Origin of the sequence: Dyadobacter sp. CY351, from assembly GCF_021502625.1 — a bacterium.
Classification (GTDB): Bacteria; Bacteroidota; Bacteroidia; order Cytophagales; family Spirosomataceae; genus Dyadobacter; species Dyadobacter chenhuakuii.
This window is the reverse complement of record NZ_JAKFFU010000015.1, coordinates 1-25420: the sequence shown is the minus strand read 5'-3', so window position 1 is coordinate 25420 and position 25420 is coordinate 1. Positions and strand designations below refer to the sequence as shown.

At 46.2% G+C, this 25420-nt stretch carries 19 protein-coding genes; 12 read left to right on the top strand and 7 right to left on the bottom strand.

Annotated elements, in window-relative coordinates:
* Nucleotides 1-11 precede the first annotated feature (11 nt).
* Nucleotides 12-3398 (top strand): DEAD/DEAH box helicase, encoded by a 3387-nt coding sequence (locus L0660_RS23870; protein ID WP_235161679.1) that lies wholly within the window; start codon nt 12-14, stop codon nt 3396-3398.
* Here L0660_RS23870 and L0660_RS23865 read toward each other — a convergent pair.
* Genes L0660_RS23865 through L0660_RS23850 form a run of 4 tightly spaced genes read right to left on the bottom strand, consistent with a single transcriptional unit; the run spans nt 3395 to nt 7941 of the window.
* Entirely contained in the window at nt 3395-4519 is a 1125-nt protein-coding gene (locus tag L0660_RS23865) for a glycoside hydrolase family 18 protein (RefSeq protein WP_235161677.1), read from the bottom strand. The genes L0660_RS23870 and L0660_RS23865 overlap by 4 nt on opposite strands.
* A 21-nt stretch (nt 4520-4540) precedes the next feature.
* A complete protein-coding gene (locus tag L0660_RS23860) occupies nt 4541-5719 on the bottom strand; it encodes a fibronectin type III domain-containing protein (RefSeq protein ID WP_235161675.1) in 1179 nt (392 codons plus the stop codon).
* A 53-nt stretch (nt 5720-5772) separates the two neighbouring features.
* The gene (locus L0660_RS23855; RefSeq protein ID WP_235161673.1) at nt 5773-6675 is read right to left on the bottom strand and encodes a CorA family divalent cation transporter; all 903 of its coding nucleotides are present in this window, start codon (nt 6673-6675) and stop codon (nt 5773-5775) included.
* A gap of 3 nt (nt 6676-6678) precedes the next feature.
* Complete coding sequence (locus L0660_RS23850) at nt 6679-7941, bottom strand: NAD(P)/FAD-dependent oxidoreductase (RefSeq protein WP_235161671.1); 1263 nt, start codon at nt 7939-7941, stop codon at nt 6679-6681.
* 237 nt (nt 7942-8178) lie between these two features.
* On the opposite strand from L0660_RS23850, the gene L0660_RS23845 reads away from it, so the two are divergent.
* The gene (locus tag L0660_RS23845) at nt 8179-9036 is read left to right on the top strand and encodes an SDR family oxidoreductase (protein ID WP_235161669.1); all 858 of its coding nucleotides are present in this window, start codon (nt 8179-8181) and stop codon (nt 9034-9036) included.
* Nucleotides 9037-9071: 35 nt separating this feature from the next.
* Here L0660_RS23845 and L0660_RS23840 read toward each other — a convergent pair whose 3' ends face one another.
* Together L0660_RS23840 and L0660_RS23835 are read right to left on the bottom strand one after the other, a co-directional pair.
* Nucleotides 9072-12575, bottom strand: a complete 3504-nt coding sequence (locus L0660_RS23840; RefSeq protein WP_235161668.1) for a PAS domain-containing hybrid sensor histidine kinase/response regulator — start codon at nt 12573-12575, stop codon at nt 9072-9074.
* A gap of 245 nt (nt 12576-12820) precedes the next feature.
* Nucleotides 12821-12997, bottom strand: a complete 177-nt coding sequence (locus L0660_RS23835; RefSeq protein ID WP_235161666.1) for a DUF6496 domain-containing protein — start codon at nt 12995-12997, stop codon at nt 12821-12823.
* Between the two features lie 137 nt (nt 12998-13134).
* On the opposite strand from L0660_RS23835, the gene L0660_RS23830 reads away from it, so the two are divergent.
* On the top strand, nt 13135-14472 hold the full coding sequence (locus L0660_RS23830; RefSeq protein ID WP_235161665.1) for an amidohydrolase family protein: 1338 nt from the start codon (nt 13135-13137) through the stop codon (nt 14470-14472).
* A gap of 27 nt (nt 14473-14499) precedes the next feature.
* On the top strand, nt 14500-14868 hold the full coding sequence (locus L0660_RS23825; protein ID WP_235161659.1) for a VOC family protein: 369 nt from the start codon (nt 14500-14502) through the stop codon (nt 14866-14868).
* 35 nt (nt 14869-14903) lie between these two features.
* Here the strand turns inward: L0660_RS23825 and L0660_RS23820 are convergent, their stop codons facing one another.
* Nucleotides 14904-15782 carry an alpha/beta fold hydrolase gene (locus L0660_RS23820; protein ID WP_235161657.1) on the bottom strand — a complete coding sequence of 293 codons (879 nt, stop codon included), beginning with the start codon at nt 15780-15782 and terminating at the stop codon, nt 14904-14906.
* Nucleotides 15783-15980: 198 nt separating this feature from the next.
* On the opposite strand from L0660_RS23820, the gene L0660_RS23815 reads away from it, so the two are divergent.
* From L0660_RS23815 to L0660_RS23780, 8 genes are all read left to right on the top strand, one after another.
* Nucleotides 15981-16982, top strand: coding sequence for a hypothetical protein (locus L0660_RS23815; protein WP_235161656.1), 1002 nt, complete (start codon nt 15981-15983; stop codon nt 16980-16982).
* Nucleotides 16982-18127, top strand: a complete 1146-nt coding sequence (locus L0660_RS23810) for a glycosyltransferase family 4 protein (protein WP_235161653.1) — start codon at nt 16982-16984, stop codon at nt 18125-18127. Before L0660_RS23815 ends, L0660_RS23810 begins: the two co-directional genes overlap by 1 nt.
* A gap of 36 nt (nt 18128-18163) precedes the next feature.
* Nucleotides 18164-19312, top strand: a complete 1149-nt coding sequence (locus tag L0660_RS23805) for a glycosyltransferase (protein ID WP_235161651.1) — start codon at nt 18164-18166, stop codon at nt 19310-19312.
* A gap of 59 nt (nt 19313-19371) precedes the next feature.
* Nucleotides 19372-20298, top strand: coding sequence for a glycosyltransferase family 2 protein (locus L0660_RS23800; RefSeq protein WP_235161649.1), 927 nt, complete (start codon nt 19372-19374; stop codon nt 20296-20298).
* Complete coding sequence (locus L0660_RS23795) at nt 20255-20821, top strand: WcaF family extracellular polysaccharide biosynthesis acetyltransferase (RefSeq protein ID WP_235161643.1); 567 nt, start codon at nt 20255-20257, stop codon at nt 20819-20821. Before L0660_RS23800 ends, L0660_RS23795 begins: the two co-directional genes overlap by 44 nt.
* Nucleotides 20818-21561, top strand: a complete 744-nt coding sequence (locus L0660_RS23790; RefSeq protein WP_235161628.1) for a glycosyltransferase family 2 protein — start codon at nt 20818-20820, stop codon at nt 21559-21561. The genes L0660_RS23795 and L0660_RS23790 overlap by 4 nt, the downstream gene beginning before the upstream one ends.
* A gap of 151 nt (nt 21562-21712) precedes the next feature.
* Nucleotides 21713-22921, top strand: a complete 1209-nt coding sequence (locus L0660_RS23785) for an MraY family glycosyltransferase (protein WP_235161626.1) — start codon at nt 21713-21715, stop codon at nt 22919-22921.
* A 94-nt stretch (nt 22922-23015) separates the two neighbouring features.
* Complete coding sequence (locus tag L0660_RS23780) at nt 23016-25286, top strand: NADP-dependent malic enzyme (RefSeq protein ID WP_235161624.1); 2271 nt, start codon at nt 23016-23018, stop codon at nt 25284-25286.
* Nucleotides 25287-25420 lie beyond the last annotated feature (134 nt).

The following is a 25420-nucleotide window of genomic DNA, read 5'->3' as shown; positions in this document are numbered from 1 at the left end:
TAATTTGCCATATGAAAAAGAATGCCCCTGCCGACGCAGAAAACCAGCCAGCCCACAACTTTGTTTTTCAGGATTTCAATCTCGCAGATTTAACCACTACACACATCCTGCAAAACAGCGCTGAATTGCCTGCTACCGACCGGAGAGGCTTCTTTGACATCCAACCGCATGAAATTGATTTGGATTATGCTTCATTTAAAATCCCCGAGGCATTAACCGACCATTGTAAAGTCGTAGCCAGACAAAACAGTCATTCGCTCACGGTTTATTGTGAATGCAGTAAGCCTAAGAAACGCCTTTGCGAGCATCAGATCCAGGTTTTATATAATCTCAATAACAGAAAGGACCTGCGTGCATTTTTTGATAAAAAACTGAGATTTGACAAAATACGAGTTGTTGCGCAGGATTACGGCTTGGAGAACGAGACGAACCTGGATGCTTATTTTCAGCTGATTTATGCAAATAAGGAGCTGGAAATCAAGCCAAAGATGAAAGAGCTGATCCCGATCAGCGCGTCGTCGGTTTCGTTTTTAGAGAACCAATGGATTAACAAATCTGCGATCGACATTCCGGGTTCAGAAGTACAGAAGGAGAATTCAAAAACGATCGTCGTCATTGGTCAGCATAAGTATTACGAGCATTTCTATTTCGAGATTCATGAAGCTGCAACTACGCGCGACGGAAAGCTTAAAAACCCGCTGACATTAATAAATCCGCTGGACGCGATATGGAAAACGCAGGACGCGGACGTGATCAAGTTTTACACGGCTATCGCTTCTTTCCAGAACAATTTCCGGAAAAAGCAGGTGGATACCGATCTCGCGGGACTGAAAAGCATTGTCAGGAATCCGCACGGACTCGACTTTTTTTATCATAACCCGTTGATCTCCGAGAATGTCAGCGCAGCGTCACTGGTTTTGGTAAAACTGGAAAAATCTCCCGTTGATATGCATCTGAATATCGACCGGAAAGACCCGTTTTTCCAGATTTCGGGTCAACTGACCCTGAATGGCGTTTCCCTGGATCTGGAATTGGTCAAGATGCGTTACGACTACTTTGTATTGTATCTGGATGCTTTGCATTTGATTGACAATGAGGACATTCTGAAAACCGTTGAATTTTTCAGCCAGCACAATCAAAAAATCATCATTCATAACTCGAAGTTTGAAGAGTTCAGGCAAAACCTGCTTTCCAAGCTGGAATCGAAGATCCGGATCACTTATTCGTATCTGAAACCGGCCACGCAGGCGCAAAAAGAAGAACAGGGTTTTCATCTCGAAAATGAGAAGATCATTTATCTGGAAGATTTCGGGAATTATGTAATGATCACGCCCGTCATGAAATACGGACGTGTGGAAGTGCCGGTTTTTTCCAAAAAACAGATTTATTCAGTCGATGCGCACGGCAATCCATTCAGCGTGCAAAGGGATGAAAGTGAAGAGCTCCGTTTTGCAAGTGCTATTATCCGCCAACATCCTGATTTTGAGGATCAGCTGGGCAGGGAATTCTTTTATTTGTATAAAGAACGCTTCCTGAACGAGTCCTGGTTTCTGAACACATTTGAGGAATGGAGAGACCAGAAAATAACGGTGCTCGGATTTGATAAACTAACAAAAATCCGGCTTAATCCGAACCGCGCGCAAGTGTCTGTGCATGTGATCAGCGGCATAAACTGGTTCAATACAACTGCGGGTGTGCGGTTTGGAAATCAGAAGGTTACCTTAAAAAATCTGCATAAGGCCGTTAAAAACCGAACGAAATATGTGCAGCTGGACGACGGCTCTCAGGGCATTTTGCCGGATGAATGGATCGAGAAATTTGCTAAATTCTTTGAAGCCGGTGAAATTGTCGGAGATGTTATCCAGACATCAAAGATGAACTTTGCTTCGGTGAGTGAAATGTATGATGCTGAGGCGCTTAGTACGGAAGTGAAAGAGCAGATCGCATTCTATAAATCCCGTTTTGCCGATTTTGAATCGATTGAAGCCGTGGAAGTGCCGGCGGATCTGAACGCATCGTTGCGCGAATATCAGAAACAGGGCCTTAACTGGCTGAATTTCCTGGATGAATTTGGGTTTGGCGGCTGCCTTGCGGATGATATGGGACTGGGCAAAACCTTGCAGATCATTGCCTTCATTCTAACGCAAAGGGATAAGGACGTTCAAAACACAAACCTGATTATTGTCCCTACGTCCCTGATATTCAACTGGCTGGCAGAAATCGAAAAGTTTGCCCCGTCGCTCAAAGTCCTGACCATTTACGGCGCAGACCGCGTCAAGACCATTTCTGACTTTGATAATTATGAGGTGATTTTGACTTCGTATGGCACATTGCTTTCGGATGTCAATTTTCTGAGAAAATATCATTTCAATTACATTGTCCTTGATGAATCGCAGGCCATTAAAAACCCTGAATCACAGCGCTATAAGGCCGCAAGATTATTGCAATCCCGGAACAAGCTTGTGCTGACGGGGACACCGATTGAAAACAATACATTCGACATTTACGGCCAGCTTTCGTTTGCTTGCCCGGGCTTGCTAGGCAACAAAACGCAGTTCCGAAACCACTTTTCCATGCCTATTGACCGCTTCAAGGACAATGACAGGGCGCGCGAACTGCAAAAACGCATTGATCCGTTCATTTTAAGAAGGACTAAAAAGCAAGTGGCGACCGAGCTGCCGGATAAGACCGAAATGGTGATTTACTGTGAAATGGGCGAAGAGCAGCGCAAGGTTTACAATGCTTATGAACTCGAATTTTATACATTTTTAAACACAAAAAACGAAGGCGACATTGCGCGGGAGAGCTTGCATGTGTTGCAAGGGCTTACCAAGCTGCGCCAGATCTGCAACTCTCCTGCCCTGCTGAATGATCACCTTTATTATGGGAACGCGTCGGCCAAAATCGGCACGCTTTTGGAACAGATTGAAAGTAAATCCGCGCAGCATAAGATCCTGGTTTTTTCACAATTCGTGACCATGCTGGATTTGATCAAAGCGGAGCTGGTTACGCGCGGGATTAAGTTTGAATATCTTACCGGCCAGACGAAGGACCGAGCTGCCAGGGTTGACAATTTTCAAAACAATGCGAACATTCGCGTGTTTCTGATCAGCCTGAAAGCGGGCGGAACGGGCTTAAATCTCACCGAGGCGGATTACGTCTATCTCGTGGATCCCTGGTGGAACCCGGCGGTTGAAAATCAAGCCATTGACCGGAGTTACCGCATCGGGCAGAAAAAAAATGTGATCGCCGTGCGGCTCATATGCCCGGGAACCATTGAGGAAAAAATCCTGGAATTGCAGGAATCCAAGAAGGACCTCGCCGACGATCTTGTAAAAACAGATGCTTCCGTCCTGAAAACTTTAACGAAAAAGGATTTGCTTAACCTGGTCAGCTAGTCCAGGTTTTTACTGATTTCAGTGATCAGGTATTCTTTTGGATCGTTAAAATATTCCCAAAAGAAAATGCCGGCTAACTTATTCTTCTTGACATATTTACATTTATCCCGCACCGACTTTTCATCCTCGTAAGTAATGAACACTTTCGTTGAATCATTGAACAGATACGGTGCTTTTGCCTTTTTATCATAAAACTTTTTGTAACCATTCTGATTGATCAATGTGTCTTTCAGCTTGGTATAACCGCCTCCCTGCACGGCTTTTACGCGTTTTTCGCCGAGTCCGTTATTGTTCGCCGTTTCGGCTTCCCAGCCTTTTCCGTAGAATGCAGCGCCGAGCACAATCTTGCTTGCCGGAACGCCTGCTGCCATGAAATTCTTTACGGAGCGGTCGGCCGAGGAACCGTCCGGGTTATAGTCATATAAATTGGTGTGGTGGCCGACGGTTCCGTTTTTCCCGCCGTAATCATAAGTCATGATGAAAACATAATCCAAAAATGGCTGTGCAAGGCCCATTTCGGTATTTTCGATGAATGATTTCGAGCCTCCTACTGCCGTTGTGAGTTGATAAGCCCGGCTTTTTTCTTTTTGCAGCAGATCCAGTTCTTCGCGGATGGCCTTGAACATTAGTGTAAAATTCTGCTTGTCCTCGGGCCGGAAAATATTGCCTTCTTCTCCCCGCATGGCTGGATATTCCCAATCAATGTCCACGCCGTCCAGGTTGAACTGGCGTACAATGTCCACGCTGGATTTGGCAAATTTTCTTCTGGAAGCTTCGGTTAGAACAGCATCCGAAAAGTTTTCACTCCAAGCCCATCCACCGATGGAAATCAGGATTTTAAGATCCGGATTTTTGGCTGCTTTCATTTCGTTCAGCTTGCGAAAGTTGGTGGAGTCCGTTGCCAGATTGGTCAGCACGGCAAGGCTGTCCTGCACATTCACAAATGCGTAATTGATGTGGGTCAGCTTTTCGGCGTCAATTTCTTCTGTCTTAACCAGGCCGCGAAAACCGCCTACATACGCATTAACAATATATTTTTTCTTTTTTTGAGCAAATGTTGAGGCAGGGTAAAGAATGATCAGCGCGAATGCTGACAGCAGCAGATATTTAGCAGATTTCATGTTTCAGGATTTTAGGATATATTAGTCAAAAAGCACTATTCTTCGTGATATTACTTCTCTATCTGTCTGAATGCGAACGATATAGATGCCAGTGGTAAACCCGGAAAGGTCTGTGCGCAAAGATGCTGTTATTTTCTTGTCCATTTGTATTATTCCGCCAACATTATAGAGTTGCATTTGTGCCGCCACAGGTCGTTTTAATTCAATAACCAGCGTTTTTTGGAATGAATAAATGAGATAGTCCGACATCGGAGCCTCATGGCCGGTAATGATAGCATTGGCTAAAACAATAGAAATAAGGCTGTAAAGCGAACTTCCACCCGCATTAACAGCCTTGATCCGATAAAAATAATTGGTATTAGCCAGCGAATCCGTGTCCTGAAATTGCAGCACATTTGCCGCCACTTTTCCGATCTGTTCAAACTGTGTGGTAACGCCTTTGGAACGTTCTATAACGACTTCTTTGGCATTTTCAGATACGGCCGACCAGCTCAATTGCACCACATCCGGCGCGATAGGAATGGCGGAAAAGTTTTCGGGCCTATCGGGCACCGGAATGTTATCCGTGGTCGCCGGATCCACATTACTGTATGCAGAAGCACCGGCGGCATTGATAGCGCGAACACGATAATGATATGTGGTGGCTGGGTTAAGGCCTGTGTTTTGGAATGAATTAATGTTCGCTGCAAGGTCGGCGAGCTTTGTAAAGGAAACGCCATCCAGCGACCGTTCCAACTGAAAACTACTCTCATTCAATGCATTATCCACCCAACTGACATTGATTTGCGTAGTAGAAACGGAAACCGCACTCAGGTTCGCAGGGGCATTTGGCGCAACGAGGAATGTGGTTGCATTGGCAATGTTGCTGTAAGCTGATTTGCCGGCGGCGTTTTTGGCCAAAATCCTGAACCAGTATTTCGTTGACGGCGTAAGGCCTGTGTTCGAGTATGTTTTGACGTTGGCTGCAAGGTCCGTGATTTTCACAAATTTCAGGCCGTCGGCAGATCTTTCCAACTCAAAGCCGGTCTCGTCAACCGCATTATCTACCCAATTCAGATTGATCTGCGTGGCGGAAATAGCAGTGGCGGCCAGCGCTGACGGTGCCTTGGGAATTACAGCAGCCCAGGCAGCAAGCTGGATCAAGCAGAAAACGGCGGAAAAGAAAGCGTGCTTAAATGTTTTGGTAAAAATATCAGTCATAGGTTGAGTGTAATGCAGCAGCTTTTTCAATAAATATTTCCTTCATAACGATCTCACAACCAGCCCTTCTTTTTGAACCAGCCATAAATTGCAACCGTAATAAGCCCCATAACGATCATGACAACGGGGTAACCATATTTCATCCGCAATTCAGGCATAAACTCGAAGTTCATACCGTAAATACCGACGATGAAGGTTAAGGGCATAAAAAACACTGAAAACAGGGTAAGGACGCGAACGATCTCGTTGGTACGCTGGGAAGAAATTGAAAAATAGATCATCACCAGCTGATTCATATTCTCAAAAAGCGTGTCATAAATGTTCTGCATTTTGACAAAAAGATCCCTCGTATCCCGTGTATAGGCATTGGAATGATCGGGAGCATCCATCTTATCCACAATCTCATGCGATAACATGATGATGCGGCGCGTCACTTCCACCCTGCGCCTTAGATAATACAGGCCCTTTAATAGAGAAGGCCTGCGGTTTTTGAGAAACATATTTTCCTCGTAAAATTCAATGTCGCTGGTCAATTTGGCCGAAGGTGCTTCATAGGTGGATAGGCAGCTCTTAATGATCTCATTCACAAGATGTAACGTGTCCTTGCATTGATGCTGTTCGAGTTGATTTTCGGCGATGAAATTTGGCGCGTCCCACGGTTTACGGTGTAATGTGATTACTTTTTCCTCGAACATAAAAATGGCAACCTTATCAGTCAGCTCCGGAACTGTATCTGCTTCCGGGCCAACCTTTTCGGAATGGAGCCGGAAAATGATGAACACGTAGTCACCAACTTTTTCATATTTGGGAAGATGGTCGGGCTGTAACCAGTCTTTGATGGAAGATTTATGGAGTGAATGAGTTTCGGTAAGTTCTTTCAACTCTTCCTCATTAGGGTCTGTAATATCCAGCCACTCGAATGGATATTTTGGCTTCTCGGCAATCGTATTGATCATAATTTATTTGTCGGGCTTTGCATCCATGATGAAGCGCAGTGACTGATCTCTGGTAAAAAACGCAACCATCCAGTTATAAAAAGTTTTCACCTGGTTTCGATAGCGGATCAAAGAGAACAAATGCACGACCAGCCACAGAAAGTAAGCTATAAAACCTTTGAAATGCAAACCGGGAAGGTCGGCTACGGCCTTGTTAATGCCGATAATCGCCATGGTGCCCTTGTCTACATAATGGAAATCCTGGAGCGGCTTACCGTCGAGCACCCGAGAAAAATTCGCTGCCAGGTTTTTGCCCTGCTGAATGGCCACCTGCGCGAGCTGCGGATGGCCTTGGGGGAATTTCTCATCCGAAGTCATCATGCAGATATCCCCTAATGCAAAAATATCGCTGAAACCCAGCACCTTGTTATGCGCGTCCACAAGCACACGTTTACCTTTCCCCAGCGCTTCTTTCGGAATGCCGGGCAATGCAGTGGCAGTCACGCCCGAAGTCCATATTAATGTTTCGGTTTCAATGGTTCTTCCATTTTCAAATGTGACGATACCGTTCTCAAAATCCTTTACAGCATGGTCCAGGAGCACATTAATGCCCAATTTCCGCAACTCTTCCAATGTATCTTCTTGTGATTTCTTGGACATCGGGTTGAGAACCACAGGCAAAGCGTCCACCAGGTAAATCTGCACTTCCTCCCTGTCGAGTTCGGGGTAATCCCATTTAAAAATATTCTTATGCATTTCGGCCAGCATACCTGAGACTTCCACCCCTGTGGGACCCGCGCCGGCGACAACTATGCAAAGGAGTTTTTTGCGTTCATTGGAATCCTGCATCTTCGCGGCTTTTTCCTTATTCAAAAGAATGTGGTTCCGCAAAGCGAGGGCGTCCCGCACCGTTTTCATCGGAACGGCATGCTTTTTCACGTTTTCCATCCCAAAATAATTGGTTTCCGTGCCGGTGGCGAAGACCAGGTAATCGTAGTAAATATCCCCGCTGTCGGTGGAAATGCGCTTTTCATTCGGAAAAACTTCCTGAAATGCGCCCAGACTGAATCTCAGATTTGGTTTTTCCTGAAAAAATTTCCTGAATGGATAACTGATGTTGGAGGCTTCCAGAAAACCCGTTGCAACCTGATAGAGCAGAGGCGGGAAAAAGTTGTAGTTGTTTTTATCAACAAGCACGATATCAAACCGCTTGTCTCCGGAAAGTTTTTGCGCAAGATTAATCCCTGCGAAACCACCGCCCACGATCACCACTTTTTTCGTATCCATATTCTTTTATTTATGCCTCAATGCGTGAAATCAGCTATTATAATTGTGCCGAATGCATGAGCGCGAGCATGAAGGGCATATTTCGCGCACGAACACTGTGCAAAACATTGCTCATGCCGATTTTTAATATGATTTTTTGAAAAAAACATCGAAATCCACGGCCGTTTGATTCACTGGCACATGGTTTTAGGGATAGGCCGCATTCACAATAATTAGAAACATTAACATTACTAAACCATGGATTACAACATAGATACGAAAGGACAAACGCAAGGTTCGCAGCCTGGTATTGAACACATTATGGATCCGGCTCCGGTCATTATCCGGGATAATTACCGGGGAAGCGGCAAGTTGGAAGGCAAAGCGGCACTGATAACCGGTGGCGACAGCGGCATAGGAAGATCGGTTGCGGTTCATTTTGCACGTGAAGGCGCGGATGTAGCGATCGTCTACCTGGAAGAAGACCAGGATGCGCAGGAAACAAAGGCGTTGGTAGAAGCAGAAGGGAAAAGATGCCTGCTCATTCCGGGTGACATTCGTGATGAGTCATTTTGCAAAGAAGCTGTTTCGCAGGTGGTAAGCGAGTTTGGCAAGCTGAATGTGCTGGTAAATAATGCTGCTGAACAGCATCCCAAGGAAGATATCAGGGAGATCACTGCCGAGCAGCTCCACGTAACCTTTGCTACCAACATCTTCTCATTCTTTTTCTTTACACAAGCTGCATTGCCGCATTTGGCAGAAGGTGACAACATTATTAATACAACATCGGTAACCGCGTATCACGGAAGTTCTGCATTGCTGGATTACTCTTCTACGAAAGGGGCCATTGTAGCATATACAAGATCGCTGGCACTGGCGCTGGCAGAGAAAAAAATAAGGGTGAATGCAGTAGCGCCCGGTCCCATCTGGACGCCACTTATCCCGGCCACATTTGATGCTGAGAAAGTTGAAAAATTTGGGAAAGACACGCCTATGGAGCGTCCGGGCCAGCCTGCGGAGGTTGCTCCGTCGTATGTTTTCCTGGCATGTGAGGATGCTTCTTACATCAGCGGACAGGTGCTGCACCCGAACGGTGGGCAGGTTGTTAACGGATAATAGTAAATTAAAAAATGGGCCATACGGCCCATTTTTTAATTTACCTCGACTTCCGAACGTTGCAGGAGCCACTTCACAATGGTTTCTTGCAATGTATCTTTCACGACGGGTTTGGTAAGATAATCGTCCATTCCCGCATTAAGGCACTTCTCCCGCTCGCCCACCACTGTTCCCGCGGTAAGCGCAATAATCGGGATCCGCCTGCCCGATTCCATCCTGCGTATCTCCTGCGTGGCTTCATAACCATTCACTTCGGGCATCTGGATATCCATAAATATGATGTCAGGATTTGTTTCCGCATACAGTTTGACGGCTTCCTTCCCGTTCACCGCTTCGATCATGGTTACATTGGACAGAATCTTGCCTAACATGGTTTTCACCAGCAACATATTAATCTTGTGATCTTCGGCAATCAGCACTGTAATGGCGTCGGATAATGCTTCTGCAGTAATGCTTCTTGCAGTATCGACAGTTAGTTGCCGGGTGGGCTGATTTTTGGTATGTATCCGCGACAACATCGAGAACAACTGCTTGATCTTGACAGGCTTTACGAGAAAACGCGGAACATTGAGCTCGGTCATTACAGCCGTAAGCGTTTCCTCTTCAAAAGAATCATTGAGCAGGATAATAGGCAAATTTTTCAAATCCTCATCATTGCTGTTTCGAACTTTACGGATCGTTTCAATGCCGTCCATTTCCGGCATCTGGCAATCCATCAGGACTACGTCATATTTAACGCTTGAGAATAATTTTTCTAATGCTTCCTGCCCGCTTGATACGAAATCGGAATCAATGTCTTTGTTGATCAGGACGTCGGTGAGGATAGTTCCGTTATGCACATTGTCGTCCACTACAAGGACACGCCTGATGTTGTCCGTATTGTCCCAGAAGAACTCGTCCCCGTCCGGGATGATTTTGAATGTTACATCAAAAAAGAAAATACTGCCTTCATTGGCTTTGCTGCTGAGCTGCAATCGGCTGTCCATTAATTCCAGCAGACTGTTTGAAATGGTAAGCCCCAGACCAGTTCCGCCAAATCGTTTTGTCGTGGAAGAATCCGCCTGCGAAAAAGCATCAAATATTTTACGCTGGTTTTCGGGCTCGATCCCGATCCCGGTGTCCCGCACCAAGAAACGGATGGCCACTTCATCATCATTGCGGCCGAGCAATGCTATTTGCAGCTCTACCTCCCCATCAATCGTAAATTTCACTGCATTGCTAAGCAGGTTTGCCAAAACCTGTTTCAGACGCAACGGATCTGCCAGCACATAATGCGGAATGTCTGCCGGGATGTTTAAAAGCATTTCCAGATGCTTCTGCTGCGCCTGGTAAGTAAGCATATCCGCTACTTGTCCGCAGATTGTCAGCAGATCTGTTTTCTCATAGCGAAGATCCAGCTTTCCGGCCTCGATCTTCGAGAAGTCGAGAATATCATTGATGATTTCCAGCAGCGAATTGGCAGATTGGAAAACCATGGACATGTATTGCTGCTGCGTTTCGTCCAGGCACGTTTTCATCAGCAAGTCGGTGAAACCAACCACGCCGTTAAGCGGCGTCCGTATTTCATGGCTCATATTGGCCAGAAATTCCGATTTTAGCTTGCTCGCCGATTCAGCCTGTTCGCGTGCTTCCAGCAGTTCCAGCTCTGCGTGCTTTCGCTGCGTAATGTCCCTGATCACGGCTTGTATGATCTGGGAGTCGTTAACATTGATCAGATTCAGAAGCACTTCCGCAACGAAACTGTCCGTATCGGGTCCGAAGCGCTTGAACACCCATTCAAAACTATGGCTCCCGATCTCGTAAGCCATTTCAAGATTCTCTTTGGCAATGCCGGCCAGCTGGTCGTAAGTTGTGTAGGTTGCAGCGGCGAGCTCTTCATGCGTTTTACCGATCAGACTGTCAATCGAATCCAGATTGAACATTCTCAATGCGGCCTGGTTGCAATCCAGGTATCCCTTTCTATCGAGCAGCACTACTGCGTCGCTTGTGGAGTCGTACAGACTGCGAAATTTAGCTTCTGAATCCAGGATCGCCTCGTCTGAGCGTTTGCGGCTGGTTATATCCTGAAATGCACCATAAAGTCTCACACAGGCGCCATCCACCATTTCGGACTTGCCTATCGTCCTGACCCAGATCTCATTTCCTTTTGCGGTATTGAGCTGCAACTCAATGTCCCAGGGCGTTCCGTGGGTAATCCCGTCCAGCACCACCCTGTTGATGGCATCGCGGCTCGTGCCTTCTTTATAAAATGCGATTGCCGTGTTAGCATCCGGTAAAAAATCTTCGTCTACTTCGTGTATCTGCCTTGTGATGGAAGACCAATATAATTCACCCGTTTTGGCATGCAATTCCCATCCTCCGATCCGGGCAACGCTGTTTGTTTGTTCCAGCAGATCTTTCATCCGCCGCATTTCGTCGTCCGACTTCTTGCGCTCAGTAATGTCCCTCTCTATTGCAATGTAATTCGTACAATTTCCTTCATCGTCAAAAACGGGAGTAATCTTCAAGTCAACCCAGTAGCATTCCCCATTCTTTTTATAACACAAGATCTCAACCTGAATGACCTTCTTTTCTATGCTGGCCTTATTGATTGTCTCGATCGTGGCCATATCCGTTTTAGGGCCGCACAGAAGATCAACCGGTCGGCGGCCTTTCACTTCGCGCCGGGTATAGCCGGTTTGGTTCTCATATGCCCTGTTTACCCATGTGATTAATCCCCTGTTATCGGTTATGACTATATAATCCGTTGTGTTAGAAGCAACGATAGCCAGTTCTTTCAACCTTTCACGGGATCGGCGAAGCTCGGTGATGTTGTGGCTGGTCAGGATAATTTCGTTGCCCCGGGTATCGATGCTGGCATTGGTATTACTCCAGGACCACGTTCCGTTCTTGTGCAGGATGCGGTGCTCTATCCCGCCCCGGATGGACGTGTTGGTTTCAACAACCTTTAAAAGAGAAGCTGTACACAAATGCAGGTCATCGGGATGTATATAGTCTGTAAAGGATTGGCCCAGGGTTTCTTTGATCTGATAGCCATATACTCTTGTCCAGCTCGGCGAAACGTAAGTGAATGTCAGTGTTGGCGATAATGTAAAAAGAACGTCCTGGACATTGGACACCAACACGGAAAGGTCCTGTTCTGTTTTAATCTTTTGCGTAATGTCATAACCCAGGCAAAAGATCTCCTTTACCGTGCCTGATTCGTCTTTCAGGGCAGTAAATTCCCACTGGGTTGTGGCGATTGTGTTGTGTTTGGAACGTTTTCTGAGAATTACCGAATGTGGCTTGCCCGGATTTAGCAGACATAGTTCAGCCACTTTGAGGCATTTTTCTATATCTTCATTGACCACGCCCATCAGAGATGAGTGCCCAATAAGCTCCTCACGCTGCACGCCGTAGAAATTGCAGAAATAATCATTAAGGAAAATATAGTTTCCTTCAATATCTGTACGGACTACATACATGGAATGACTACCCATGAAAGTCTGAAAGAGCTGAAAGTCGCTTGCATTATTAGGTCCGCCATGTTCCTCGGACATTGCGTTACCTGATGTATTCATTAATCAAAATTCCTTACAATTAAGCGTCAGTGTCACAAATACATATATGCGTACAATATAGCGTTTATTTAATTACTTTAACGGTTACAACAGGATAGTTTGTAATACTTTTCGTCACAGAACCGAGCTACTTCGACATCTTAATGTAGAATGCGCATTTAGGACGCAAAATGTCACATTTTCAGCAAGATCAGATAAGATCGTATAGGAATCGGAACAAGAAATTAATCTTTCTTTTTCGGCACCTTTGCGCCTTCTTTTCGTGCCTCGGATAAACCGATGGCGACGGTTTGTTTCTTGGATGTCACCTTCTTACCCGAGCCTGTTTTCAGTTTTCCTTCTTTTTGCTCGTGCATCGCTTCCTCTACTTTTTCTCCGGCCTTTTTTGAATACTTTGCCATGATTACAAGAATTTTGGTTGAAATAATTTACTTTGACGTTCAAAAATGATTCTCCGTTTTATACAAAAGCTATACCAGTTGAAAGTTATTATAAGGGTCGGTACAGTTATAGTGCAAGATTTCAAAAACGCGTCTTTATGAAAAATCAGGTCAATCACTTTTTCTTACTTCTGCTGCTGCTGTTAACCGGATTTTCTGCCATCAGCCAGCCGCAGGCCATTATATTAAAAAACGCCACGGTGATCGATGGCACCGGCGAGGAGCCGCGCGAGGATACGGACATTCTGATCATGGATGGCCGGGTTGTCGCGGTAGAATCCAATATTAAACTGAAAGGTGCGAAGGAGATTAATCTGACAGGGAAAACGGTAATCCCGTCGCTGATATGTGCGCATGCGCATGTCGGCACATTGCTGGGGACAACTTCTGCGGCAGAAAACTACACGAGAGAAAACGTCCTGCGCCAGCTCAAAAAATATCAGGATTATGGAGTTAATGCTGTGCTTGCTATGGGAACCGACAGGCCGCTGATCTTCGACGGCATGCGGGATTCGACGGTAGCAGGTTTGCTTCCGGGCGCTCGCCTCTTTTCGGCAGGGTACGGCTTCAATACGCCCGATCCCAATCCCGGTTCCTGGATGAACTTGCTTTTCCGCCCCGAAAATCCTGAGGAAGTGCCCGCCATGCTGGATAAGCTGGTTCCGCTTAAACCTACGGTTGTGAAGATATGGGTGGACGATCATGGCGGCAATGCTCAGAAAATGAAGCCCGAAATATACCAGGCTATTATCACCGAAGCGCATAAACGCAATATCCGCGTGGCAGCACATTTGTTTTATGCAGAAGACGCACGGCTCCTGACCGAGGCCGGCATTGATATCATCGCCCACAGCATTCGCGACAGGACGGTGGATGCGGAGCTTTTGAATAAAATGAAGGAAAAGAATGTCATATACATCCCCACACTTGCACTGGATGAATATCAGTTTGCATATGCTAGTCAACCGGACTGGATCAATGATGAATTTTTTATAAAATCACTGGAACCGGGTGTGCTTGAAATGGTTACCGATCCGGCTTACGCAGAAAAAGTCCGGGCATCCGCTGACTATGAACGAAATGCTGCTGCATTCAAAACAGCATCAATTAACCTGAAAAAAATCGTGGATGCGGGCATTACCGTCGCGCTCGGCACCGATTCCGGCGCATTTCCGATCAGGACGCAGGGTTTCACAGAACATCTGGAACTTGAATTGATGGTCCAGGCGGGCCTTACGCCGGTTCAGTCCATTATGCTTGCAACTCAAAATGCTGCAAAGGCGTTGAAAATTGACAATGAGTTTGGCACACTGACACGTGGCAAAAAAGCCGATCTGATCATTCTGAGCGCTAATCCGGCTAATGATATCAAGAATACGCGCAAAATTGAAGCGGTTTGGAAAGACGGCCGGGAAGCTAGTAAAGGTCCTTTGTGATGCGATTAAAATGAAACACTCCTGAATATGAAAATTGAATTTGAAAGACTGAATCACATTATGCTGTGCATTCCTCCTGGTGCAGAAGAAGCGGCCAGGGCCTTTTACGGCGGTGTATTAGGTTTGAAAGAGTTGAGAGAAACGGGCTATCCGCTTCCGAATGGCGCTATCTGGTTTGCTATGGGCGACATTGAGCTGCATATCCGGGCGGAGGAGCCTTCGGAGCAGTCGCAGCGGCATCCTGCATTTGAAGTGAAGAACCTGGATGCGGCGTGGGAAATTTTGGAGAAGAATGGAATTGCAATCCGGCAAGACAGCCCCATACCCGACCGGAAGCGATTTTCCTTCCGTGATCCGTTTGGTAACCGCATTGAACTGATAGAAATGTTAGCCTGAAACCGCATCCCGGTTCCAGGCTAACTTCCTATATTTTATGTCGTAATATCCGCGTAAGGATTAGAAATTGTCACGGTTTCCTGATTGATGAACTGGATCAGGTTCTCGTTCAGCCTTTCCTTTTGCGTAACAAAAAGCCCATGCGGCGCGCCTTCATACACAATGTATTCTGCTCCCGGAAGCTGATCCGAAGTAATGTCGCTGCTGATTTTGATGGGAACGATTTTGTCAGAATCGCCATGAATGATCAGCACAGGGACATCGATCGTGGAAAGCTCGTTCCGGAAGTCGGTTGAGCTGAAACTTCTGATGCACTGCGTGGTTGCCCGGCCCGAAGCCTGTAATGCCAGAATGCTGTGCCAGGTTAGGATTTCGTCGCTTACGGCATTGTTCAGCAAAGAATTGCCGTAAAAATCTTTGGCAAAACCAGCCAGGAATTTAGGCCTGTCGGCTTCAACATTCTCTACAAAACCATCAAAAACTTCCTTGGGCAGACCGTCCGGATTATCATCTGTCTGCAACATATAAGGAACAACGGAACTGATCAAAACTGCTTTGGACACGCGTTCGCTTCCATATTTGCTCAGGTAACGAACCACCTCGCCACCGCCCATGGAAAACCCGACAAGCGTTACATCGCGAAGATCAAGATTATCCAGCACTGCTTTCAAGTCGCCTGCTAACGTGTTGTAATCATAACTATCCCAAGGCTTATCCGACTTACCGAAGCCACGGCGGTCATATCCGATGCAGCGGATGCCGTGCTTGGGAAGCTCGTTATATTGATATTCCCACATGTCATTGCTAAGGGGCCATCCCGATATAAATACAACAGGCTTGCCTTGTCCAATATCCTGAACAAACAGTTTGACAGGCTCACCATTGGTTCCCGCTTGTGATTCGATCCACTTCATAATAATGTGTTTAAAGGAAAATAATCTGTTTTGATGCATGATTTAGCGGCTGCTAAACCTTTCCTCGTAATTTGAAAGAACCATTCCAGGTCGCTGCAATTCTGTTAAATTATTCCTGTGCGGTGTTAAAAAGTCGTAAATGGGAAAAGTAATTCTAAATTTGCAAGCGCATTTGCAGCGGACACAGCGTTTTCCTTGATGTTAAAATATTTTTATAGATTCTTAATCTTCGTCGTGATCCTGGCAGTTACCACGGAAGTTGTATTGAGATATAAATATGGCTTCTGTAATTCTCCGCTCTATATTTCGGATTCGGATTTTGAATACATATATGCTCCCGACCAGGATGTGAAAAGATTTGGCTACCGCGTGCAGACCAACAGCTTTTCCATGCGCAATGAAGAGGTCCTGCCGTCAGACAGCATTGTGATCCTGCTCATCGGCGACTCGGTTGTGAACGGCGGAAGCCTTACCGACCAGGACAGCATTGCTTCTACTTTACTTGAAAAGCGTTTTCTGAAAGACTTCGGTACGCGCGTCCGCGTCCTCAACATTTCCGCCGGCTCGTGGGGCCCTGATAACATTGCCGCTTATCTTAAAAAATACGGAACATTCAAAGCCAGGCTGATGTGCCTGGTTACCAGCAGCCACGATGCGTACGACATCATGTCGCACCAAAGTCCTGTGGGCATCGATCCCGGCTGGCCCGACAAGCAATATAAAGTGGCGCTCTACGAACTTTGGGATCGTTACCGTTGGATTTTCTTTTACTATTTCAACACCTGGTTTTTCGCCCCAACCATTGAAAAAAATCCTGAGCGAGCCCTTCTGGATTCTATGAAAAAGGATTCGCTGAAAAAAGAAGAGCTGAATGATGCCGGAATCAGGAAGCCAGGATTGACTTTCAACCCCGGGTATGAGCAGATTTACGAAATCGCTAAAAAAGATTCTATCCCGCTCTTCATTTATCTCCACCCCGAAACTTCGGAAATAGAGCTGGGACATTTCAATGATCAGGGCGACCAGATTATAGCTTTCGCCATTCAGCACAATATCCGGCTTGTGAACGAATTCAGCCTGGGAATTGATCCCAAATATTACCGGAAGCTGGATGTTGTACATTATAACAGCCAGGGACAGCTTTTTTTGGCAAACAATCTTTATCCTTTGTTCCAGGAATATTTAAATCTTAAAAAATAATGCGCGTCCTTGTTGTACACAACCAGTTATGGGCGCATTATAAGTCGCGGCTTTTCAGCGAAATCCATCGCGCATTCAAGGAAAAATATCCTGAAAGTGATTTCCTTGTTGTCCAGATCGCGCTTTATGAAGCCAGTCGCAGTGTGATGCAAAGCGATGACGCCATTACTTACGATTATCCTTATAAAGTGCTGTTTCAGCGCAGCCTGGATGAAGTGGGTTTTAAAGAAAGACGTGCAGCATTGTTTGCTGCTTTCGATGCTTACCAACCAACTGTCCTCAACATTACGGGTTACTTTGATCCTGCGCAGGTCCTTCTCATGTTTTATGCCAGGTTGAAAGGCGTGAAAGTGGTGCTTTCTTCTGAGTCATCTGCTGCGGACAACAGCCGGTCATTTATCAAGGAATCGCTCAAAAGATTCATTGTGAACCGTGCCCAGGCATTTTTTTGTTTCGGCAAAACGTCCGCAGACTATCTGGAAAGCCTGGGTGTAAAACCTTCGCAAATCCCGGTACGGAATGCGGCGGTAATCGATGAGGAAGTCATCAGCGCGAGATACAATGCTGGAAAAAAGGCTCATGTGAACGTGGCTCGGGCTTACAGATTTGTGTTCGTAGGCCGGCTTGCGCCTGAGAAAAACCTGGGAACCTTGCTGCGTGCATTCGCACAGGTTCGTCCGCTCGATTCGGAAACCTTACCGTGGGAAATGATGCTCATCGGCGACGGCCCCGAGCGGGCAACACTCGAAAAGCTGACGGCAGAACTTGGTTTGCAAAATAAAATATCATTTGCAGGCGGACTTTCCTGGTATAAAGTCCCGGACCTGCTTGTGCATTGTGATGTACTGGTTTTGCCCAGTAAATCAGAGCCCTGGGGTTTGGTTGTGAATGAAGCCATGGTTTGCGGATTGCCGGTGATTGTGTCAAAGAATTGCGGTTGTGTGGCAGATTTGGTAAAAAACGGCGTGAATGGTTTTACTTTTGACCCGGATAACCAGCAGGAATTGGAAACTGCGCTGGCCTTTTTCATCCAGAATCCGGAAAAAATGGCCGCTATGGGCCAGGAATCGCGGCGCCTGATTGCGCCTTTTTCCTCCCGGCAGGTTTCACGACAAATGGCAGACTGTTACCACAAATTGGCATAACAGCTTAATGTTTAGATTTTTACACAAAATGCACGCATGCGGATTTTAAATATTTGCGCTTACACCTGGGAAATTGGCGGCCCGGCCCGGATTATATACGACCATACCACGGAGGTTTTGCGCCAAGGCCACCAGGTGGACATTCTGAGTCCCATGACGCCGGGCGATGAAATGTATCCGGCTCCCGAGGGTGCCAGGCTGTTTCCCGTAGCGCGCACGACGCCGGTCAGCAATGTTTACAGGGAATTTTCGCTTGAAATGTATCGCTTCCTGAGGCACCACATTCACGAGTATGATGTGATACACATGCATGGTATATGGCATTTTGGGAGTCTGGTGCCATTTTTGATCCCAAACAATGCTGTTAAGGTGATTACCATACACGGACTGCTCGACAAATGGGCTGTTGCGCATCACAAATGGAAAAAAGACATTGTAACGCTGCTTTATCAGAAGAGAATACTAGGAAAAGCGGACCTGATCCAGATCAACAACACCGACGAAGAAGGTGACGTGGTCCGTTACCTGGGTTACCGTCCCAAAAACATGGTAATTGTTCCGAATGGGATGAAGCTGTCGGAATATTCCAACTTGCCTGCCAAAGGGAGCTTCCGTGCCAAACACCAGGTTCGAGAGAATGAGCAGGTCGTGCTTTTTATGGGCCGGCTCAACATTAAGAAGGGGCTTGACCTCCTGCTTCCTGCATTCAAAAAAATTGAAAAACAGCTTCCTAATGCTACTCTTTTCCTCGCCGGCGGCGATGATGGTTACCAGCAGGAGACGGAAGATTTTATCAGAAAAAACAATCTGCAAAACCGGATCAAACTCGTCGGATTACTGACCGATACGGCTAAAAAAGAAGCACTTGCCGACGCCGATGTCTTTGTCCTGCCCTCCTATTCGGAAGGATTTTCTATTGCGGTCCTGGAAGCAATGACTTCCAAAGTGCCCACCATTGTATCCGATCGCGTTGGGTTCGGGGATTATATCAAACGCTATGACGCAGCCTTTCTGACGCCGCTCACGAGCGATGGAGTTGCCAAGGGACTTCTTAAAATATTACAAGATAAAACCTATGCGCAGGATCTCGCAAATCGGGCTTACAAGATGGTAACGGAAAATTTTGACATCCGGAAGGTGGCTAATCAGTTATTGGAAGAATACAAGAATGTTAAGAAAAAGTAAGTATCTTTGGCCGTTTGCAATAACCGCAAATTCGTAATTTTTGACTGTTGCTCCCGGGTATGATTGATTTGTCCGTCATCATTTTAACACACAATGAATCAAAGCACATTGCACGTTGCATAGAAAGCTTGCTTCTGGTGACTGATAAGATTTTCATCGTTGATTCATTTTCTACCGACGACACGGTTGCTATTGCCGAAAGCCTCGGCGCCACGGTCGTTCAGAACCCCTGGGTTTCCTACTCTTTTCAATTCAATTTCGGGATTCAGCATATTCCGTTCGGCACCAAGTGGCTTATGCGCATGGACGCCGACGAATACATTACGCCCGAACTGGCGAATGAGCTGAAAAACACATTACATCTTACGCCTGCCGGAGTGTCGGGGTTATACGTGAAACGCCGCGTGTTTTTCATGGATAAATGGATCCGCCGCGGTGGTTACTATCCCATATGGCTGCTCAGGGTCTGGCGCAGTGGCATTGGTCATTGTGAAGAGTTGTGGATGGATGAGCATATCAAGCTCAGCAGCGGCACCACCGCCCAGTTACAGCACGATATTGTGGACCATAACCTCAACAACCTGACCTGGTGGACCCAAAAGCATAACAATTATGCAATAAGGGAAGTCATTGATCTATTGAACATTAAATATAATTTTGATAGTAAAGAAACGGTAACCCCAAGCTTCTGGGGAAGTCAGGAACAGCGTACAAGGTTTTTAAAAATCAAATATGCGGGCCTGCCTTTGTTTACGCGGCCCTTTATCTATTTCGTTTACCGGTATATTTTTAAACTTGGTTTTCTGGATGGTATGAAAGGATTGATCTGGCACTTTCTTCAAGGGTTCTGGTATCGCTTTCTGGTGGATGCCAAAATTTATGAAGTGTACTACCGGGCTGGAAAAGACAAGCAGGATATCATAACACATTTTAAGACAGAATATGGAAAAGACCTTAAAAGCCCGAACCGATCTGTCAAAGTATGATAACAGCTGGTATAAGCCAGGCGGTTTTTTAAAACAGCTGCTCTGGTACTTTGCCAACCGGCTTTTTATCAACACTTACTTGCCCTATCCGATGGCGATCAAGCGGTTTGTGCTGGAAATGTTCGGTGCCAGGCTGGCCAAAGGTGTTGTGATTAAGCCAAAAGTGAATGTCAAATATCCCTGGTTTCTGGTGATCGGAGAAAACGTCTGGATTGGTGAAAATGTGTGGATCGACAACCTCACTATGGTGACAATAGAGTCAAATGTCTGTTTATCGCAAGGTTGCCTGCTGCTAACTGGAAATCACAACTTTACGAAGAGCACATTCGACCTGATCGTCAAACCGATAACGATTGAAAGCGGTGCCTGGATTGGCGCTAAGGCAACGGTTTGCCCAGGCGTGCGTGTCTATTCTCATGCAGTGCTTACGGTGGATTCCGTCGCCACTTCCGATTTGGAGGCCTATGGGATTTATCAGGGAAATCCGGCTAAATTTGTCAAAACAAGAAACTTGTCCAGTTGAAAGTAAGTATCATAACCGTAGTTTATAATGGTGCGAAAACCATCCGGCAGTGCATCGAATCTGTTCTTGCTCAGGATTTTTCCAACATCGAGTACATTGTCATTGATGGAAATTCCAAGGATGGAACGCAGGAAATTATAGGCGAATACGGAAGCAGGATTGCCGCATTTGTAAGTGAACCCGACGGCGGAATTTACGATGCGATGAACAAAGGCATAAAATTAGCAACAGGTGATATCATAGGCATACTAAACGCAGACGATTTTTATGCATATAATGCGGCGATCAGCGACGTGGTAAGCAAAATGAAATCGCCTGATATTGAGGGTTGTTATGGCGATCTTGTATATGTTGATGCAGCGAACGAGGTGGTGATCAAGAGAAAATGGATTTCCGGAAACTACAAGGAAGGTGCTTTTCTCAATGGCTGGATGCCTCCCCACCCCGCATTTTTTGTAAAAAAAGAACTTTATGAAAGGTTCGGTTTGTTTCGGCTAGACCTGGGCAGCGCGGCAGATTACGAACTGATGCTTCGCTTCATTCATAAAGCCAAAGTGAAAATTGCATACGTGCCGAAAGTCCTGGTGAAAATGCGGACCGGAGGTGTTAGCAACAGCAATCTCAAAAACAGGATTGCAGCCAACCGGAACGATTTGAGGGCCTGGAAGGAAAATGATTTGAAACCACATTTTTATACATTGTGGTTGAAGCCGTTAAGGAAAATCTTACAGTTTCGATAAAATAGAAAACCAAAAGCAGCATCAAAACCGCACAATAATTATTTTGATATACAGCGGTTTAGCTTTTATAATATAAATTAAAATTGCGACTTTTGATTTAAAGGTTACAAAATTACTACAACGTTACTAGGCTATTACATTGGCAGGCACTATGGAATTAAAGTTACCCCTACAGATACTGAGTGAAGGAAACTTCAGTAACATTATTCATCATGATGTTTACCAATGCCTCCTTTCCTTTCTGATCGCCTGTTTCCTGTCCATTATCAGCATTCCGATTATTATCAACTTATCGAATTTGTTGCATTTGACAGCGAAACCTGGTTTCAGGAGCTCACATGAAACGGAAACCCCTACTTTGGGAGGCATAGCGATATTTGCGGCAACGCTGATCGCTTATTTTTTATGGCCGCATTCCGAAAACATCCTGGATTCCAACCTGATCAGCCTCGCTATGACGGGCGTAATTATCTTGTTTTTTCTTGGGATTAAAGATGATATCCTTGCTGTTGACCCTACAAAAAAGCTGATTGTACAGATATTTGCCTCGCTGATACTTGTAGCAATGGGCAATTTCAAGGTCGATAATTTTTACGGAATATTCGGCATTCATGGTGTTTCAGACTTTATCAGCATCCCGCTTACCGTCTTCATTTTTATCGCGATCATTAATGCGATAAACCTGATCGACGGAATCGACGGACTGGCAGGTGGCATCAGCCTTATTGCGGGCCTGGGGTTCGGCATCTGGTTCATTGCTAACGACCATTTCTCGTTTGGTTGCCTGGCTTTCGCCATGTCGGGTTCGCTGCTAGGATTTTTGCGTTTTAATTTTTCCAAAACAAGCAAAATCTTCATGGGCGACACCGGTTCGCTGATAGTGGGTTACCTCCTTTCCATCTTCTCAGTTGAATTCCTGTCTTTAAATGTAGGTTACCTGCACGATCCGAATGCCTATTTCAATGCGCCTATCATCGTTATGGTCCTGCTCATCGTCCCGATTTTTGATACATTACGCGTATTTATCGTCCGGATTTTTAAAGGAGGCTCGCCATTTATTGCGGACCGTAACCACATGCACCACATCCTGATCGACAATGGCCTGAACCATTTCTGGGCATCCTGCACACTTTGGATGGTAACGATCATGAATACTACGCTGTTTTTTGCATTTCACGGCGACATTACAAACACTGCTTCATTGTACATTTATATAGGTATGTTTGGCGTGTATATGATATTTGCCTACTTCCTTAAAAGGCGTGTCGTGTCTGTAAAAAAAAGAAAGAACCTGGCGAATAGTCATTCTTTTAATGGTGACGATCTGAGTTCTTCGAACAACATTCTGAGGGATTTGTAAAAATCCGGCTTCAAAAACCGCTGTTAATACCGCTGCAAATTCATTGCGTTGCACCTAATGTTTGTACCTTAGCACGAAATAATCGTCAACAGGTATGAATAAAAAGATCAGAAAAGAAGACGCCCTATACTACCACTCAAAAGGCCGTCCTGGCAAGATCCAGGTAATCCCGACCAAAGAAACCAGCACCCAGCGCGACCTTTCACTCGCGTATTCTCCCGGTGTTGCAGAGCCATGTCTCGAAATCGCTGCTAATGTTGAAGATGCCTATTTGTATACAGCAAAAGGCAACCTTGTAGCTGTAATCAGCAACGGAACCGCCGTGCTCGGACTCGGAGACATTGGTCCTGAAGCCTCCAAGCCGGTTATGGAAGGAAAGGGCCTTCTCTTCAAGATATATGCAGACATTGATGTATTTGACATTGAACTGAACACAAAAGACGTCGACGAATTCGTAAGGACCGTTAAGATCCTGGAACCTACGTTCGGGGGCGTCAACCTGGAAGATATCAAGGCACCGGAATGTTTTGAAATTGAGGCCCGCCTCAAACAAGAGCTGAACATTCCCGTCATGCACGACGACCAGCACGGAACGGCCATCATCAGCGCCGCAGCCATGTTAAATGCCCTTGAATTGGTTAAAAAAGACATTAATGATATTCGGGTAGTCGTTTCCGGCGCAGGCGCTTCGGCCGTTTCCTGTACTAAACTTTACCTGGCATTGGGTGCCAATCCGAAGAACATTGCCATGTTCGATACCAAAGGCCACATTCACAATGGCCGGACGGACCTTTCGGAAATGAAGCGGCAGTTTGCAACGGATGTGGCTTACGAGTCGCTGGAAGAAGCAATGGTCGGCGCCGATTTGTTCCTCGGACTTTCCACGGCGGACATTGTCTCAAAGGATATGGTAAAATCAATGGCGAAAGACCCTATCGTGCTCGCTATGGCTAATCCCAATCCCGAAATCCCCTATCCTGATGCCGTTGAAGCGCGTGAAGACGTGATCATGGCAACAGGCCGCTCGGATTATCCGAACCAGGTGAACAATGTCCTTGGCTTTCCCTATATTTTCCGCGGCGCGCTCGACGTGCGTGCGACGGAGATCAATGAAGCAATGAAACTGGCGGCCGTTCACGCGCTTGCCGATCTTGCCAAGAAGTCGGTTCCTGACATTGTAAACCTTGCCTACAATGAAACGAACATTGTTTTTGGTAAAAATTATATCATTCCAAAACCTGTTGATCCGCGATTGTTAACCACGGTTGCACCTGCTGTTGCGAAAGCTGCAATTGAAACAGGCGTTGCCCGCAAAGTCATTACGGATTGGGACGCTTACGAGCAGGAACTTTCCAGCCGCCTTGGTCGTAACGAACAGATTTCCCGCGTAATCCTGAACAAAGCGAAACTGGCTCCAAAAAGAGTTGTTTTTGCTGATGCAGAGAACATTCAGGTGCTTCGTGCCGCACAACAGGTTCGCGATGAAGGCATTGCGATTCCTATCTTACTGGGCAGCAAAGACATTGTGTCAAACCTGATCAAAGAAAGTAAGCTGGATCTGGGTGACGTAGCGATTGTGGATCCGCGTGCAGAAGAGAATGAAGACATCATTAACAAATATGCCAACCTGCTTTTTGAAAAACGTAAAAGAAAGGGCCTGACGCCTATCGAAGCGCACAGAAGCATTTATTTCAGAAGCTATTTCGGATCAATGATGGTGGAAAACGGAGAGGCCGACGCGCTGATCTCCGGTCTTACAAGGACTTATCCGGATACGATCCGTCCCGCATTGCATGTCATTGGAAAAGATCCTGGTGTAAATAAAGTGGCGGGTATGTACATCTTGCTAACCCCAAAAGGACCATTATTCTTCTCGGATACAACCGTTAACCTGGATCCAACGGTTGATGAAATCGTGGAAATCACCGAACTGACGGCAAAAGCGGTCGAGCGGTTCAACATTCAGCCCCGCATTGCATTGGTAACCTATGCCAACTACGGAAGCGCCGACGGAACTGATGCTGTGAAAATGCGCGAAGCCACCGCGATCCTCAAAAAGAGAAATCCAACGATGATCGTAGAAGGCGAAATGCAGGCCCACCTCGCATTCAATACAGCATTATTGAAGGAAAATCACCCATTCAGCGACCTCGTCGATGGCGGCGCCAACACGCTGATCTTCCCGAACCTGTCTGCAAGTAACATTGCTTACAACTTGCTGAAAGAAGCTGCCGAACTCGAAACCATCGGGCCAATCTTGCTCGGAATGAAAAAGCCGGTCCACGTCTTGCAATTAGGAAGTTCCGTTAGGGAGATTGTTAATATGGTTGCAATAGCGGTTGTCGAGGCCCAGATGAAGAAGTAGTCGGCGGGCTGTCACAATTACAACCCCTGTCACGCTGAGTATTAAGCCCTGTCACATTGAGCACAACCCCTGTCACACTGAGCGGACCGGGCCGCCGGGCGGCCGAAGTGCGTTACTGCTAGCAGTTGCGCACT

Bases quoted from the DNA above. Each gene is read 5' to 3' on its own strand.
- L0660_RS23780 (WP_235161624.1), top strand. From the start codon at position 23,016: ATGAATAAAAAGATCAGAAAAGAAGACGCCCTATACTACCACTCAAAA.
- L0660_RS23830 (WP_235161665.1), top strand. From the start codon at position 13,135: ATGAAAAATCAGGTCAATCACTTTTTCTTACTTCTGCTGCTGCTGTTA.
- L0660_RS23845 (WP_235161669.1), top strand. From the start codon at position 8,179: ATGGATTACAACATAGATACGAAAGGACAAACGCAAGGTTCGCAGCCT.
- L0660_RS23800 (WP_235161649.1), top strand. From the start codon at position 19,372: ATGATTGATTTGTCCGTCATCATTTTAACACACAATGAATCAAAGCAC.
- L0660_RS23785 (WP_235161626.1), top strand. From the start codon at position 21,713: ATGGAATTAAAGTTACCCCTACAGATACTGAGTGAAGGAAACTTCAGT.
- L0660_RS23820 (WP_235161657.1), bottom strand. From the start codon at position 15,782: ATGAAGTGGATCGAATCACAAGCGGGAACCAATGGTGAGCCTGTCAAA.
- L0660_RS23805 (WP_235161651.1), top strand. From the start codon at position 18,164: ATGCGGATTTTAAATATTTGCGCTTACACCTGGGAAATTGGCGGCCCG.
- L0660_RS23860 (WP_235161675.1), bottom strand. From the start codon at position 5,719: ATGACTGATATTTTTACCAAAACATTTAAGCACGCTTTCTTTTCCGCC.
- L0660_RS23795 (WP_235161643.1), top strand. From the start codon at position 20,255: ATGGAAAAGACCTTAAAAGCCCGAACCGATCTGTCAAAGTATGATAAC.
- L0660_RS23835 (WP_235161666.1), bottom strand. From the start codon at position 12,997: ATGGCAAAGTATTCAAAAAAGGCCGGAGAAAAAGTAGAGGAAGCGATG.
- L0660_RS23810 (WP_235161653.1), top strand. From the start codon at position 16,982: ATGCGCGTCCTTGTTGTACACAACCAGTTATGGGCGCATTATAAGTCG.
- L0660_RS23865 (WP_235161677.1), bottom strand. From the start codon at position 4,519: ATGAAATCTGCTAAATATCTGCTGCTGTCAGCATTCGCGCTGATCATT.
- L0660_RS23840 (WP_235161668.1), bottom strand. From the start codon at position 12,575: ATGTCCGAGGAACATGGCGGACCTAATAATGCAAGCGACTTTCAGCTC.
- L0660_RS23870 (WP_235161679.1), top strand. From the start codon at position 12: ATGAAAAAGAATGCCCCTGCCGACGCAGAAAACCAGCCAGCCCACAAC.
- L0660_RS23825 (WP_235161659.1), top strand. From the start codon at position 14,500: ATGAAAATTGAATTTGAAAGACTGAATCACATTATGCTGTGCATTCCT.
- L0660_RS23815 (WP_235161656.1), top strand. From the start codon at position 15,981: ATGTTAAAATATTTTTATAGATTCTTAATCTTCGTCGTGATCCTGGCA.
- L0660_RS23850 (WP_235161671.1), bottom strand. From the start codon at position 7,941: ATGGATACGAAAAAAGTGGTGATCGTGGGCGGTGGTTTCGCAGGGATT.
- L0660_RS23855 (WP_235161673.1), bottom strand. From the start codon at position 6,675: ATGATCAATACGATTGCCGAGAAGCCAAAATATCCATTCGAGTGGCTG.